The 14,618-nt window shown below is 64.8% G+C and carries 14 protein-coding genes; 7 read left to right on the top strand and 7 right to left on the bottom strand.

All coding sequences use genetic code 11. The features are described 5' to 3' along the window. Window positions 1-58 precede the first annotated feature (58 nt). Window positions 59-697, bottom strand: a complete 639-nt coding sequence (gene ctaE / locus ACEN9K_RS11950) for an aa3-type cytochrome oxidase subunit III (RefSeq protein ID WP_186447714.1) — start codon at window positions 695-697, stop codon at window positions 59-61. Window positions 698-845: 148 nt separating this feature from the next. Between ctaE and trpD the strand changes: the two genes are divergently transcribed. Beyond that, complete coding sequence (gene trpD / locus ACEN9K_RS11945; RefSeq protein ID WP_018771095.1) at window positions 846-1,901, top strand: anthranilate phosphoribosyltransferase; 1,056 nt, start codon at window positions 846-848, stop codon at window positions 1,899-1,901. Window positions 1,902-1,916: 15 nt separating this feature from the next. Here the strand turns inward: trpD and ACEN9K_RS11940 are convergent, their stop codons facing one another. Together ACEN9K_RS11940 and ACEN9K_RS11935 are read right to left on the bottom strand one after the other, a co-directional pair. Then, window positions 1,917-2,198, bottom strand: a complete 282-nt coding sequence (locus ACEN9K_RS11940; RefSeq protein ID WP_043456257.1) for an Lrp/AsnC family transcriptional regulator — start codon at window positions 2,196-2,198, stop codon at window positions 1,917-1,919. A 115-nt stretch (window positions 2,199-2,313) separates the two neighbouring features. Beyond that, on the bottom strand, window positions 2,314-2,715 hold the full coding sequence (locus ACEN9K_RS11935; RefSeq protein ID WP_043425344.1) for a DUF3054 domain-containing protein: 402 nt from the start codon (window positions 2,713-2,715) through the stop codon (window positions 2,314-2,316). Window positions 2,716-3,232: 517 nt separating this feature from the next. On the opposite strand from ACEN9K_RS11935, the gene ACEN9K_RS11930 reads away from it, so the two are divergent. Then, window positions 3,233-5,407 carry a S8 family serine peptidase gene (locus ACEN9K_RS11930; RefSeq protein WP_495634459.1) on the top strand — a complete coding sequence of 725 codons (2,175 nt, stop codon included), beginning with the start codon at window positions 3,233-3,235 and terminating at the stop codon, window positions 5,405-5,407. Between the two features lie 471 nt (window positions 5,408-5,878). Here ACEN9K_RS11930 and ACEN9K_RS11925 read toward each other — a convergent pair whose 3' ends face one another. The 3 genes from ACEN9K_RS11925 to ACEN9K_RS11915 all read right to left on the bottom strand — a co-directional run bounded on the left by ACEN9K_RS11925 (window position 5,879) and on the right by ACEN9K_RS11915 (window position 8,845). Then, a complete protein-coding gene (locus tag ACEN9K_RS11925; protein ID WP_495634458.1) occupies window positions 5,879-7,228 on the bottom strand; it encodes a site-specific integrase in 1,350 nt (449 codons plus the stop codon). 181 nt (window positions 7,229-7,409) lie between these two features. Continuing rightward, window positions 7,410-7,742, bottom strand: coding sequence for a helix-turn-helix domain-containing protein (locus tag ACEN9K_RS11920; protein WP_495634457.1), 333 nt, complete (start codon window positions 7,740-7,742; stop codon window positions 7,410-7,412). Between the two features lie 5 nt (window positions 7,743-7,747). Beyond that, window positions 7,748-8,845, bottom strand: a complete 1,098-nt coding sequence (locus tag ACEN9K_RS11915; protein WP_495634456.1) for a tyrosine-type recombinase/integrase — start codon at window positions 8,843-8,845, stop codon at window positions 7,748-7,750. 412 nt (window positions 8,846-9,257) lie between these two features. Between ACEN9K_RS11915 and ACEN9K_RS11910 the strand changes: the two genes are divergently transcribed. The 3 genes from ACEN9K_RS11910 to ACEN9K_RS11900 are packed head-to-tail and all read left to right on the top strand — an operon-like array spanning window position 9,258 to window position 12,367. Further along, a complete protein-coding gene (locus ACEN9K_RS11910; RefSeq protein WP_495634455.1) occupies window positions 9,258-10,490 on the top strand; it encodes a type III polyketide synthase in 1,233 nt (410 codons plus the stop codon). Window positions 10,491-10,504: 14 nt separating this feature from the next. After that, window positions 10,505-11,200, top strand: a complete 696-nt coding sequence (locus tag ACEN9K_RS11905) for a class I SAM-dependent methyltransferase (RefSeq protein ID WP_144599744.1) — start codon at window positions 10,505-10,507, stop codon at window positions 11,198-11,200. Window positions 11,201-11,203: 3 nt separating this feature from the next. Next, the gene (locus tag ACEN9K_RS11900) at window positions 11,204-12,367 is read left to right on the top strand and encodes an FAD-dependent oxidoreductase (RefSeq protein ID WP_056390373.1); all 1,164 of its coding nucleotides are present in this window, start codon (window positions 11,204-11,206) and stop codon (window positions 12,365-12,367) included. Window positions 12,368-12,401: 34 nt separating this feature from the next. Here the strand turns inward: ACEN9K_RS11900 and ACEN9K_RS11895 are convergent, their stop codons facing one another. Continuing rightward, entirely contained in the window at window positions 12,402-12,815 is a 414-nt protein-coding gene (locus tag ACEN9K_RS11895) for a nuclear transport factor 2 family protein (protein WP_495634454.1), read from the bottom strand. A gap of 53 nt (window positions 12,816-12,868) precedes the next feature. On the opposite strand from ACEN9K_RS11895, the gene ACEN9K_RS11890 reads away from it, so the two are divergent. Together ACEN9K_RS11890 and ACEN9K_RS11885 are read left to right on the top strand one after the other, a co-directional pair. Continuing rightward, window positions 12,869-13,549 (top strand): peptide deformylase, encoded by a 681-nt coding sequence (locus ACEN9K_RS11890; protein ID WP_142072879.1) that lies wholly within the window; start codon window positions 12,869-12,871, stop codon window positions 13,547-13,549. Window positions 13,550-13,617: 68 nt separating this feature from the next. Further along, window positions 13,618-14,499, top strand: a complete 882-nt coding sequence (locus ACEN9K_RS11885) for a putative RNA methyltransferase (protein WP_018771104.1) — start codon at window positions 13,618-13,620, stop codon at window positions 14,497-14,499. Window positions 14,500-14,618 lie beyond the last annotated feature (119 nt).

Below are 14,618 nucleotides of genomic sequence, written 5' to 3'. Positions count from 1 at the left end.
CGGCTCCGGGAGCCGCTACCTGAAATTCTGCCTCTTGTAGAAAAAGAATCAAAGCTGGCTACTTGAGTACGTAGATGACCAGGAAGAGGCCGATCCACACGACGTCAACGAAGTGCCAGTAGTACGAGGTGACGATCGCGGACGTAGCTTCAAAGTGTCCGAACTTCTTCGCGGCAAAGGACCGGCCCATGATGAGCAGGAAGGCGATAAGCCCGCCGATGACGTGCAGGCCGTGGAAGCCGGTGGTCATGTAGAAGGCAGAGCCGTAGGCGTTGGAGGAAAGCGAGACGTGCTCGGAAACCAGCATCGCGTATTCGGTGGTCTGGCCGGCAACGAAGAACGCACCCATGAGGAACGTCAGGGTGAACCATTCGTTCATTCCCCAACGGGCGAACTGAAGGGCACCTCCGGTACGCCGGGGCTGCAGCCGCTCTGCGGCGAAGACGCCCATCTGGCAAGTAAAGGAACTGGCCACAAGGACAATCGTGTTGACGAGCGCAAAGGGGAAGTTGAGCTTGGCTGTCTCTTCAGCCCACATTTCACCGCTCGTGGAGCGGAGCGTGAAGTACATGGCGAAAAGACCGGCGAAGAACATCAACTCGCTGGACAGCCACACAACGGTTCCGACAGAAACCATGTTGGGGCGGTTCAGCGTTGGGTGCGCCGGGGTACTGGGGGCATGGGTCGCAGATGTCACATAGACATTATGTCTGTAAAAGTCCGTGCTGCCCAACGCAAACCGCCTTTTGGGAGGACTTTTTCTACAAAGACGCGAAATTGCCCGGAAAAGTTCCCGGCACCGTTCACATTGGTCAGTGCCTGCCATCGCTCGATAGCATCAGCAGGTGACTTCACAGGCATCTGCAGCGTCCGGCAACACCTGGCCCCGGCTGATCTCGGCACTGATCAAGGGCAATGACCTTACGGCGGAGAACACGTCCTGGGCCATGGACACCATCATGTCCGGCGAAGCCACGCCGGCCCAGATCGCCGGATTCCTGGTGGCCCTCAGCGCCAAGGGCGAAACCGTGGATGAGCTTTCCGGCCTGGTTGAGGCGATGCTGGCGCATGCCAACCCGGTGGAAATTTCCGGCGAGAAGCTGGATATCGTCGGCACCGGTGGTGACCAACTTAACACCGTCAACATCTCCACCATGGCCGCGCTTGTGGCCGCCGGGGCCGGCGCAAAGGTGGTGAAGCACGGCAACCGGGCCGCGTCGTCGTCGTCGGGATCCGCTGACGTGCTCGAAGCGCTCGGCGTCCGGCTCGACCTGTCCATTGCGCAGGTGGCCCGGAACGCCGAAGAGGCGGGTATCACATTCTGTTTCGCGCAGGTGTTCCACCCGTCATTCCGCCATACCGCGGTACCCCGGCGCGAATTGGCAATACCTACCGCATTCAACTTCCTGGGACCGCTGACCAACCCTGCCAAGGTGCAGGCGTCGGCCGTCGGCGTGGCCAATGCGCGGATGGCGCCGCTCGTTGCAGGCGTCCTGGCCCGGCGGGGGAGCAGGGGGCTGGTGTTCCGGGGCAACGACGGCCTGGACGAACTCACCACCACCGGCCCGTCCACCGTGTGGGAGATCCGCGGCGGGGGCGTCACTGAACTGTTCTTCTCCCCGGAGGACCTTGGCATCAGCCTGGCCACCGTTGAGCAGCTTCGCGGCGGTGATGCAGTGGCAAACGCAGGAGTTGTCCGTGACGTGCTTGCCGGCAAGGAGGGTCCTGCCCGGGACGCGGTCCTGGTGAATGCGGCGGCAGGCCTGGTTGCCTTCGACCGTGAAGCGGAAGGCCCGTTCCTGGCGAGGATGCAGAAGGCCTACGCGCGGGCTGCGCAATCGATAGATTCCGGCGCCGCTGCAGCCGTCCTGGACCGTTGGGTGTCCCTGTCCCGCGCCTGAGGACGGCTTGGCGGGTTACTGCTCGAAGCCCAGGGAAAAGGCAGCGTCGAGATCGTGCTGTGAGTACGCCCGGAATGCGATGTGCGTGGTGGTGTGGACCACTGCAGGAACCTTGGAGAGCCGGTCGGCGATAACATCAGCCAGGTCCTCGTGCCGGTGGACGCGCGCCACCGCAATCAGATCCCATTCTCCAGTGACGGAGTACACCTCACTGATGCCTTCGATGGCTGAGATTTCCTCCGCAGTCTCGGGAATGCGGGCGGCGTCAGTCTTGATCAGAACAAATGCGGTGACCACGTTTGTACCCCTTCGATCAGTTCCGCCGCAGCAAGTCACGGCAGGTTTCTCTCTACTGCCAGCCTATTACACGGGCGTCCTTTTCCCGGCAGCCCGCCCTTCGGGCGGAGAGCCCCTATCGGCGGCGGAGACGCGCGGCACCGGCAGCCAGGAGCCGGTAGCCCACGAGGAACGTTGCGAGGGCCAGCGTGGCAACGATGACGAAGGGGAGGACAACCGTCTGTGCGGTCAGCGCGCGCAAAAGCATGCCGCCGATGAGGCTGCCGAGCCAGACCGGAACACCCGCCCGGAGGGCAGACAAAGGGCTGCGCCAGGCGCGGGAAACGACCCATCCCGCTGCCGCGCCGGCAAGGAAGGGCCATGCAGTCAGCAGCACACCCAGGATGGGCTCCTCGCGGTGGTGCGCGTCGCGGCCGATGGCGGCGAACGCAAGGATCAGCACGACATCGGCAGCCGCCGCTGCCAGCACCGTTTTTCCGGACGTTGTAGCTGCCGCCTTCGTTTTCAAGGAACTCATGGTTTCGAGCTTAGCCGTCACGCCTCCTCGAGCTTGACCCAGGACCTCACATGAAGCGGGGGAGCGGAGGCGGAATCGGCATGCAGTATGGTCTCAGCAGGAGCAGAGGTCAGTCCCGCTGTACTGGAGACATGTGTGAATAAAGCTTTGTGGATTTGCAGCCTGGTTGGTGCCGCCGTCGGGATCAGTGTGGGTTTGGCGGTGTTCCATACTCCTTTTTGGGGCTGTGCGCTTGGGTTGGGAATCGGCGCGGTCGTTGGGGCCTCAATGCAGCGCCGCCGTTAGCATGCCGGCAAGGCAGGACCTTGCGGTTGCCTTGACCCCGTCCGGATCACCGGCAGCTGTCCCGGCGTCAGCAGCCCACCGGTCAGCCTCCCCTGGGGCTGGATGATGGTGGGGTCCCTGAGTTCACCAAGCCTTAGTAAGCTCACCGTGGAACCGTAGGCCAAGGGGAGTGAATCTGAGCATGAAGACTGGTGTGACGAAGGGATACACGTACTTACGGACTATGGGGGTGGTGTTGGTAGCCACGATCGCCGGCGTAGCCACCGCACCAGCCGCAAACGCCGCAGACAAACCCGTCTTGCCCGGGCCTTCAGCCGCAGAGAAATTGCCCGATGCCCCAGCTCCCACCGACCAGTTCATCGTAAAGTTCAAACCCTCAGCGGCCGGCAGCGCCGCGGAGCGGGACGAGACCTATTCCAGGGCTGCCGGGCATGCCTCCATCGGCGTGCGGGAGATCAAGACCACGGCCAGCGACGCCAAGGTGGTCAAGACAAGCCACAGGCTCAATGCCGGGGAGTCCAGGCGCGTGCTGGAGAGCATCGCTGCGGACGACAAAGTCGAATCCGTGGAGCCTGACATTCTCATGCATCCGTCGTACACCCCGAACGACACCTACTACTCCTTGCAGTGGGCTCTGTCTGACCCTGGCGTCGGCATCAGGGTTCCGTCTGTCTGGGACAAAACCACGGGCACGGGCCAGATCGTCGCGGTGATCGACACCGGCATAACCGCCCACAGCGATCTCAACGCGAACGTCATGGCAGGCTACGACATGATCGCCGACCCAACCGTTTCAAGTGACGGCGACGGCAGGGATCCGGACGCCTCCGACCCGGGGGACTACCGGACCTCCGGAACTTGCGGTTCCACCTCATCCGCCCATTCTTCCTGGCACGGAACCCATGTCGCCGGGATTATCGCCGCTGTCGCCAATAACAGTGAAGGAGTCAGCGGCGCCGCTCCGGGCGTGAAGATCGAGCCGGTCCGCGCGCTTGGTGACTGCGGCAGCGGCTACCTCTCGGACGTGTCGGACAGCATTACGTGGGCTTCCGGAGGAGCAGTCTCCGGCGTGCCCGCCAATGCTAACCCGGCGAAAACCATCAATCTGAGCGTCGGGGGAGCGGCTGCCTGCCCTCCCACCCTGCAGGCCGCCATTGACGGGGCGGTCAGCCGCGGCTCATCCGTATTCGTGGCTGCCGGCAACGAAAGCCAGCTCGCCGAAAACAATGCGCCGGCAAACTGCAACAACGTCATTACGGTCGGTGCCACCAACCAGTCCGGATCCAAAGCCTCGTACTCGAACTTCGGTGCCGCCGTCGACGTCATGGCCCCGGGAGGCGACACAGGTGCCGGCATCCTGTCCACCTTCAACGCCGGATCAACCACTCCAGGCGCAGAAGCGTACGGCTACCTGATGGGAACGTCGATGGCGACGCCGATGGCGGCCTCCGTCGGCGCACTGATGAAAGCCGCTGATCCCTCCCTGACGCCAGCCCGGATCGAGGCGAAGCTGAAGGCAACGGCCAGGCCCCTTCCGGGAACCTGCCCAGGAGGCTGCGGCGCCGGCTTGATCGATGCCTTGGCCGCCGTCGCGTTTCCGGCCCCGCAGACTCCGATTGCCGTAAAGGCAGCGTCCCTGAACGGGGCCTTCGGAGCTGCCACTACGGGAGAGATCTATGGGCTCAGGGATAACGGCGGGTACCAGTGTTTCCAGCACGGTTGCATCCTTTATTCGCCGGCGTCCGGGGCTCACGTCTCCACCGGCGCGATTCGAGGCCTGTGGGCGGAGACAGGATTTGAGGCTGGTGGCCTCGGCTACCCGGTGACCGATGAAGTTGGCGGGCTCCGGGATGGAGGTGCCTATCAGAACTACCAGGGCGGCGCCATCGTCTGGTCACCGGCGACGGGGGCCCACATTTCCGTGGGGGCGATCCGCGGCCTGTGGGCGGAGACAGGATTTGAGAATGGTGGCCTCGGCTACCCGGTGACCGATGAAGTTGGCGGGCTGCGCGACGGGGGTGCCTACCAGAACTACCAGGGCGGTGCCATCGTCTGGTCCCCAGCCACCGGAGCGCATATCTCTGTTGGCGCCATCCGTGGCGAATGGGCGGTGTCGGGATTTGAGGGCGGCAAGCTCGGCTACCCGGTATCAAACGAAGTGGGCGGGCTGCGCGACGGGGGTGTCTACCAGAACTACCAGGGCGGTGCCATCGTCTGGTCCCCAGCCACCGGAGCGCATATGTCCGTAGGCGGCATTCGCTCCATCTGGGCCTCAACAGGGTACGAATCAGGGCGCCTCGGCTACCCGACAAGTGACGAGTACTCCACGGGCAACGACGGTGGCGTCGCGCAAAACTACCAGGGCGGCGTCATCCATTGGAGCCCAGGCGGTTCCTACATCTCCTGACCCAGCCGGCCGCATGCTGTACTTTCCCGGCGAAGGCGGCCTTTGTCCGTTGCGAAGGCATCGGCGAGCAGGGCAGCGCTCCCAAAGAGCTACTGGCAACGATGATTATTCGGTTTGCAACTATTCCGGAGTGCCACTCGACGGGAAACGGTCCGGGTGCTTAGGATCCCGTCCTTTTTCCCGCCAGTACTCGTCCCGCTGCCATAGGGAGAATCTGGTGACTTGGACGCAGAACACGACGACGGCAATGCCGAAGAGAATGGACCGAGTCCAGAACCATGGCTCTGAGTCGACACCAACCAGGCTTAGGACGGTGGAGAGCAGCATGATGATCATTACTGGAAGGAACCAACGGAAGATGCGTTGAAGCCTCCGCTGCAGTTCTTCCTTTGTTGCCACCTTTGCCTCCATTAGTCGCGCTGCCTTCGGAGAGGCCCGCCCCGTTCCAGATCGAAGGTCTCTAGGGAGCGGCTATCGATCCATACCGATGGTGTCAGCCATTATCCGCGTCGCCTCGATTCTTGGATAGCGGGACCACGGCTCGGCGGCCGCGGTTGCGTGCTTCTGGGTCACTTGATAGCTGTAGCCGAGCATTTCGGCAACGAGCGGGGCGGGCACCTCCTTCACGAGCGCGCGGAGGGATGCGTTGCGTGCGCCCAGGAGATCGATGCCGACTTCTCTCAGACGAATCATGAGAGTGTTGGGGTGGATGTGCTGCCCGGGCCGGTAGCCGGGGAAGAGCCACTGGCTGCCGGAACCGCTGCCGGTGCGCATGTTGGGGCGTGAGGCCACGTGTTCTATGAGCAGTGAGGCGAAAGGTTCCGGCACTGGCGCTGGATCTCCGTCGCCGAGTGACAGACGCAGACCATCTGGCGTGAGGATCACGTCGGTGCTTTTCATCGCGGCGATCTTCACGACTGGCTGGGCGTAGAGCAGCAGGAGAGTGGCGGCGACCCGGTAGGGCAGGGTGTCGACGTCCTCGGTGAGGCAGGCTTTGAGCATGGCGAGCCGCTGACCCTGGGTGAGAACTGGCACGGTCTTGGCCTGCCGGAATCCGATGGCGATGTTGGTGCAGGTCCGGTTCTTAACCGCCCAGACGAAGAAGGTTCTGATGGCGTGCCTGGTGGTGGGGCCGTCGGCCAGCCAGGCGTCGACGTCGGCCTGGACGCAGGAGGCAACGGTCCGTCCGTGGGTGGTTTTGAGCCAGGTGAGGAACTTGATGGTTTCGGTGATTTCCTGCTTCGCGCTGTGCACGGGGCCGCGGGTGGGTTTCCCGTCTGTGGACAGGCTCCTGATGCGTCGCAGGTGATGCCAGCGGCCGAAGGATTCAACGGGCCGCCTAATGTCGGGGTCGTCGACGTCGTCGAGCTTACTGGTGAGCCAGCGTTGAAAGAGTGCGAGGTAGTGGTCTCTGTTCGGGAGTAGCTTGTGGTGGGTTAGCAGGCTGCGCATATGTTCGACGCGCAGGCTGTTCGGCTCCATATCGAGCGCTTCGTGGCTGAGCGGGATCTCGCCGGTGGCAAGTCGTTGGAGCAGGTCGCGGACACCGGGTTTGCGGAGCCAGGTGTGGATGCTTTCGGGGCGCTGGGCTCCGCAGAGTGCCGCGAGCAGTTTCATCGCCGTCGTTTCCGACCCCTGTGATGCCTCGTTGACGTGCAGCAGGACGATGAGGTCGTCCCGCAGCGAGCAGCGGGCGCAAATATTCTGGCGGTAGTGCTCGGTTTCCGTGCCGCAGCGTGAGCAGTGGTAGTCCTGGGTGATGCCTGCACAGTCGACACAGACTGGTTGGTCGCCGTGGGAAGGAGACCTCCCGGGAAGCATGCGCTGTGTTCGGCAGCCTGGGCAGGTCCCGTGCGTACGCATGGCGACGGTGAAGCAGGTCCCGCAGATCCTGCCTTCGGGCCAGCTGGCGCGGTGTCTGCCGGCTGCCCGTGAGCATCTGTCGCAGGTGAAGTCTCCTGTGGTGCGGGGTCGGCCGCGGACGGCAAGCCGCGGTGTGATCTCAGCCGTCATCGCGGATCACGCGGGCGCGTTTGGGGCGGATGGTCTTGTTCAGGTCCACGACGTTGGCGTCGGAGGCGACCTTGCGGACTTTGGCGTCTGTTGCCGTGACGGTGACCAGGTCCTCGGGTCCGCAGGAGAAGATGTCGCAGAGGGCGGCGACCATCATCAGGGACACGCGTTCTGGTCGTTGGGTGACCAGCCGGTATACCTGGGAGGCCGAGAGTTCGATGCCGCGTTCTTTTAGCAGTGGGCCAAGGTCGGTGCTGTTGTGCATTCCGCGGGCTGCCATAAGTTCGGCGAGCCGCCACCGGTAGTCGATCTGTCGTTTCATGGGGTTCAGCCTTCCATTCCGGCAAGGGCGTCCCGGACGGTGGAGTCCAGGGCACGGCGCAGCGTTTTGACCCGGTAGTCGCTGGATACGGAGGTATAGAGGGCAGTGGTCGAGGCGTGCTCGTGCCCAGCCTGGTGCTGGACGAACAGGGGGTCCATGCCGGCTTCGATCAGGTGGGTGACGTAGGAGCGGCGCAGCGAGTGGATGTCCAGGCCGGGGGAGAGGCCCAAGTCTTCGCAGTAGCGGTTGAACCTGCGGTTCAGTGCCGTCTCGGAAACGAGGGTGCCGCGTTCGGACGGGAACAGGTCCAGCCCGTCGGTCATGTGCGGGTGGCCGCGTTCCAGCCAGTCGGCGATGATCTCCGCCGACCAGTCAAACACCGTCAGGACGCTGCGGCGTTTGGGTGGTGATCCCTTCATGGCTTTTCCGTAGCGGACCTGAAGTACTCCGTATTTGCCGAACTCCCGGGCGTGCGGGTTTCTGGAGAAATCCACTGTCTGCACGTGCCGGACCTCGTTACGACGCAGGCCCCAGCAGTAGGCCACTTTGAACAGGACAGCATCGCGGTAGGCCGGCAGCCAGCCCTTGCGTCCCAGGGTCGCGATCCGGTCCACCTCGTCATCGGCGCGGTCAAAGAAGGCCTGCAACTCCTGCCTGGTGAACGGGCGCCGGACAGGAGTTGACTCTGTCGCCTGTGCATGGACGGCGGTGTTCCAGTCAAAGCAGACCTGCGAAGGGTGCGTTCCGAAGTACCGTTCGCAGACCCGGTCCCAGCCATACTCAGGCGAGGCCGCATAGGCGCAGAACGCCCTCAGAGCTGCCTGGTAGCTCCGGATGGTGGACTGGGCGGCGTGCTTCACGCTGCGCAGATCCCCGAAGAACTCGTCCACGTGGGCCGGCGTCCACTGCCACGGATACTCGTTCGCGGACTCCTGGAACCGTGTCACCAGCCGTTCCCGGCCCTCGATGGTGCCAAACGACAGGTTCCTGCTCAACTGCTGGTTGCGCCATCCCGTGAGCATCTGGGTGAACACGTGGTCCTCCGGGTGCAGGAAACGCACAGCGCCGAAGTCCAGCACCCGTCCCGCTGAATCGACCGCCACGAACCCTCCTAATACATTGCATTGGATGCAAGAATCATGCAATTAATGCAGGACGCGCGCAAATCCGCGGATCCGAGGGTCATTCCAGCCTGATGCACTCCGGCTTTTGAGGGCCTGCGCGATGGACTTATGAGTAGCCCTGCCGACCATCCGCACAGCGTTTCCGCAGGTCACGGGTGCTTTCCTGCTTCAAGCGACAGGATACCGGGTGGGAACGGGCGGAGGAGGGGTGATCGTGCATCAGATGCAATAATCACGATTCTAGTTGACATAATGTAGATTATCGGCGCTTTGGGACTGCTCCGGAGCGGGGCGCACCAAGCCAACCAGCCAGCACGAACACCTGCGTGAAAGCGCTGGTCAAACCGGCGGTCCCATTGTCTTTATTCCGGCGCCCGTCAAGAATGAACCAATGACGGTCTACGTACGTTCACTTGAAACTGCAGTTCCGGAGACAAAGCTCATCCAGTCCGAGGCCCGTGACGTATTTGCCGCGCAGCCTGGCCTGTCGCGCTTAGGCTCGCGACTGGTGAACACCTGTTTTGACGGTGCTGCCATCGAGACGAGGTTTACCGCCGTCCAGGAACTCACCAACACGTCCCGCGCCGAAGAACCGCAGTTCTACGACCAGGAAACCGGGCTCCTGCTGAACCCCAGCACCAAAGTCCGCAACGATATCTTCGCCCGCGAGGCCACCAAACTGTTTGTGGCGGCCTCGCGTGCTGCCCTGCGGGCCGCCCCGGAAGTCGATTTACTTGACATAACTCATCTCGTGACGGTCTCCTGCACCGGCTTCTTCAATCCGGGCCCGGACTACAAGGTGGTCCGTGAACTCGGCCTTAATCCCGCAGTCCAGCGTTACCACCTCGGCTTCATGGGCTGCTACGCCGCCTTTCCTGCCCTGCGTGCCGCGAAACTGTTTTGCGAGGCGGACCCGAATGCGGTGGTCCTGGTTGTCTGCGCTGAACTGTGCTCGCTCCACGTACGCACCTCCAACGACCCGGACACCATCATGGGCTCGGCCCTGTTCGCCGATGGTGCCGCCGCCGCCGTCGTAACCGCGCGCCCAGGCGTGGCGGACACCGCACTGATGAAGCTGGACCACTTCGAGACGGTCCTGACACCGGTGGGTGAGGATTCCATGGCCTGGAACATCGGTGACAACGGCTTTGAAATGGTCCTGGGCAACTACGTGCCCCACATCATCGATGACCACATAGTCGGCGCGCTGCAGCCCCTTCTGGCCAGGGAGCCGGAACTGGTGCCACTCCCCTACACGGCAATCCCCCACTGGGCCATCCACCCCGGCGGCCGGAGCATCCTGGACAAGGTGCAGTCCAGGCTCGGCCTCAGCGACACCCAGCTGATCCCCGCACGGGAAACCTTGCGCAACTACGGCAACATGAGCAGCGCCACGGTGCTCTTCGTCCTCAAGCACATCCTTGAACAACCACTCCGGGAAGGGCCCGCCGCCGAAGAGCGGATCTGTTCCATGGCGTTTGGCCCGGGTCTGACCGTGGAAACCGGCCTGTTCACCAAGATTCGGCAGGCAACAGGCGGCGCTCCGGGGTGGGAGGGCAGCGCGGCAGAGGATGCCCTGGGCCAGCTCCAAAGCCGGACGCCGGCCGAAGCGCCCGTGGCCTGAGAGCGGTCCGCGGAATGGGGATCCTCCTGCGCCGACGAGCCACCACGGACGTGGAGCAGATGGACAGGCCGGACTGCGATGCCCGTCTCCTGGACAACACGTACCGGCAGTTCGCCGTCATCAACCGGGTGCTGTCCGGCTGGCGGAAACTGTATGCCAGGGAACTCAGGACCATGGCCCCTCCCGACCAGCGCCCGCTGACGGTGCTGGACATCGGCTCCGGCGGCGGCGACCTGGCCGTGATGCTGGCCCGCTGGGCGGCCAAAGACGGCAAAGCGGTGCATATCACGGGCATCGATCCTGATCCCCGTGCGGCCCGGTTCGCCCAGCAACGCCCGTCCATGGCCGGCGTGGAATTCCGCAAGGCGCACAGCGGCGAGCTGGTCCGCGAGGGTGCCCGGTTCGACGTCGTCATCTCCAACCACGTCCTGCACCATCTTGGCCCGGAGGAACTCCGGCAACTGCTGGCGGATTCGGAGATCCTGACCGCGGGAAAGGCGTTGCACAACGACCTGATCCGCAGTCCTGCCGCCTTTGCCCTTTTCAGTGTGGCCGCCCTGCCGTTCCGGCAGTCCTTCATCCGGGAAGACGGCCTCACCTCCATCCGCCGGAGCTATAGGCCGGTCGAGTTGGCGGCCTCCGCTCCCCCGGGCTGGTCCGTGGAGCGCTCATCAGCCTTCCACCAGCTCCTCGCCTACCGGCGGGGCTGACAATTGGACGCCGATGTCCTGATCGCCGGCGGCGGTCCTGTTGGCCTGTACCTGGCTGCCGCGTTGCTGCAGGAAGGCGTATCGGTAAGGGTTTTTGAGCAGCGGCAGTCACGCAACCGGCATACCCGCGCCATCGGCATCCACCCTCCGGCCCTGGAGGCACTCGCCGGAATCCACGTTGCGTCCAGCATGGTCCAGGACGGCATCCGGATCAGGGCCGGCATGGCGGTCAGCGGCGGGAAGACAGTGGGAACCATGGCGTTCGGCGCCGTCTCGGAAAACTACCCCTTCGTCCTGGCACTGCCACAGTTCAGGACAGAGGAACTCCTGGAGGACCGCGTACGCACCCTGGACCCCGCGGCGCTGGTCCGGGGTGCCAACGTCACCGAAGCCAGGAACGACGGCGGCAAGGTCACCATCGCGGTCCAGTCCAGCCCGGATGCCGCGAACCGGCGCGGCAACCACAACGGCAGCGCCACCGCCGCCTTGCTGGTCGCGGCAGACGGGGCCCGGTCCCGGATCAGGGGCGCGCTGGGCGTCCCTGTGGACCGGAAGTCCTATCCCGACCACTACCTCATGGGGGATTTCGACGACGGCAGCAGGTACGGGGAGAAAGCCGTCCTGTTCCTCGAGCCGGAAGGAATCGTCGAGTCCTTTCCGCTGCCCGGCCGGGTGCGCCGCTGGGTGGTGCGGCTTGGACGACCCGCCGAACCGGGCACGGGACCGGATGAGCTGGCGGAACTTGTGCAACGCCGGACCGGGTTCCGTCCTGAGCCGGACACCAACTCCATGCTGAGCGCGTTCAGCGTCCAATCCACGATTGCCCGGCGCATGGTGGCCGGCCGCTCCGTCCTGGTGGGGGATGCCGCCCACCAGATCAGCCCCATCGGCGGGCAGGGCATGAACCTGGGCTGGCTGGATGCCAGGGCGCTGGTGCCCGTGATCTGCGCCGCACTGGGTGGCGAACCAACGGGAAGGCGGCTTCGCGAATTTGAGGCAAGCCGGCGCCGGGCTGCGGCCGTGGCCCGGCGGCAAGCCGAAATCAACATGATGCTTGGAAGGCCGCTGCCCGGGCCGCTCCTTCGTGTCCGCACTGCCGCCATTGGCGCGGCCGCCGCCGTGCCTGCCGTGAACCAGTGGGCCGCCCGGCGCTTCACCATGCAGTAACCAGGTGAACCGGCAGGAACCAGCGGCTGCAGGGCTACCGGAAATAGCAGTCGTAACTGTCCTGGCTGACGATGACGCCGTTGCGCACCTCAAACACCGACGATGTCCTGGCCCGGATCGTCTCGCCACGGTCCCAGTAGGGCAGATCCATCAGCACGGTGGCCGACCAGTCGGCTTCCACCACCACCCGGCTTCCCTCACAGGTGGTCCGCCGGACCGTGAACTGCTGGTCCTTCACCACATCGCGGCTTTGGTCCGCACCGGCAAGCACTCCCGCCAGCGGGCGGGTGGACCCTTCCGGGGCCAAAAGGTGCGGAGCCTCCGTCAACAGGAATGATTCCGACAGGAACGGCCGGATGTCCGCCGCACCGCCGCCGGCTTCAAGGACCCGGATGAATTCCAGGACGTGCTCCAGCGGGGATGCCTGCGGGAAAGAATCATCAGCCATGCAGTAGACCCTAGTCCAAGGGTCCTGCGACGCTCCGCCAGTAGGCTGTCCCCATGACCCAGACTGTTCCCCCAACAACCGCCGGCGCCGACGACATCCGTGAGATTGTTGAGCGGATCCTGTCCGCCGGGTCCCTCCCGCCCATCGTCCAGGCCGGCCACCCCGCCCTGCGCCAGCGTGCCGCCGCCTTCGACGGTCAGCTGTCCGCCGGCCAGTTGGCCCGCCTTATCGGGGTCATGCGCGAGGTCATGCACGAGGCCCCGGGGGTGGGCCTCGCTGCCCCTCAGCTGGGCATCCCCCTGCAGCTCGCCGTCCTGGAGGACCAGTTCGACGTCGATCCCGACGCCGCGGCACTGCGGAACCGGAGCCCGCTGGAGTTCCTGGCCATCCTCAACCCCCGGTACACGGCGGCGGGGACGGGACTGGCGTCGTTCTATGAGGGGTGCCTTTCCCTCAACGGGCTCCAGGCGGTGGTGGCGCGGCCCGACACCGTGGTCCTGGAGTACCAGACGCCCGACGGCGCGGCGGAGCGGCGGACATTTTCCGGGTGGCAGGCGCGCATCGTCCAGCATGAGACGGACCACCTCAACGGCATCCTGTACATAGACCGTGCCCAACTCCGGTCCCTGAGCAGCAACGCCGAGTATGCGGCGCACTGGGCTGAACCCGGCATCAGCAAAGCGCGGGAAGGGCTGGGTTTCGACGACGGGCCGGCAGGCATATCGCTCGGCTGACCTTCGCCGTCACCCGGGGCAGTGACGAACGGCAGGGGCGCAGGGCGGCCCGTCCTAAGATGGTTCCCATGCCTGCCGCGGATCTCCACCTCCTGTGCCCCGTCTGCTCACATCCGCTGGAACACCTGGAGGCAACGGCCGCGCGCCAGCCCCGCCTGGTGTGCCCGAACGGCCACAGCTTCGACGCCGCCCGGCAGGGCTACTTCAACCTCCTGGTGGGCAAGGGCACGCCCTTCGAACCGGACAGTGCCGCCATGGTGGCGTCGCGCTTCAACTTCCTGGGGAACGGCCACTACCTGCCGCTGGCTCGGGCGGTGGCCTCCGCCGTCGTGCCCAACCTGCCGCAGGAAGGTGCCGTGGTTCTGGACTCGGGGACAGGGACCGGGCACTATCTGCGGGAGATCCTCGACACGGCGGCGGCCGGCGGGCGGCACGCGTCCGCCGTCGGCCTGGACATTTCCAAATTTGCCCTTCGCCGCGCTGCCCGGCTCAATCCCGAGGCCGTGAACCTGGTCTGGGACATCTGGCAGCCGCTGCCGGTAGCAGCAAACTCGGTGGATGCGGTCACCGTGGTCTTCGCTCCGCGGAACCCGGCTGAGTTTGCCCGGGTCCTTCGACCCACCGGCGTGCTGGTGGTGGTGACGCCACGGAGCGGGCACCTTGGGGACATCGCCGCCCTCACCGGGATGCTTGGCATTGAGGAGGGCAAGGATGAGCGCCTGGCCGGGGCGATGGCGGGGCATTTCGAGCCGGCCAGCAGCGTCGACGTCGACATCCCGCTGGCGCTGGGCCGGGCCGCCGCCGCGGACCTGGCGTTCATGGGCCCGGCCGGCCACCACCTGGACCTGGGGCAGATCGCTGTGCGGCTTGAACACTCCCCGGAGCCGGTGACAGCCGACGCAAAGTTCAGGCTCCTGGTGTTCAGGCCCAGGACCCACGGCGCCCCGTAACGACTTGGCCACTATCCCCCTGCGGCCGGTATGAACCGGCCCACACGGTAAGTCCGCGGACTACGATGAAAAGACAGTTACTGGCGGGTCCGCGCGTGCGGCTCCCCCGTGGCGAAGGG

Source organism: Pseudarthrobacter sp. Pseusp20, assembly GCF_059492155.1.
The sequence above is the reverse complement of the archived record's forward strand: the minus strand, read 5'-3'. Positions and strand labels throughout refer to the sequence as shown.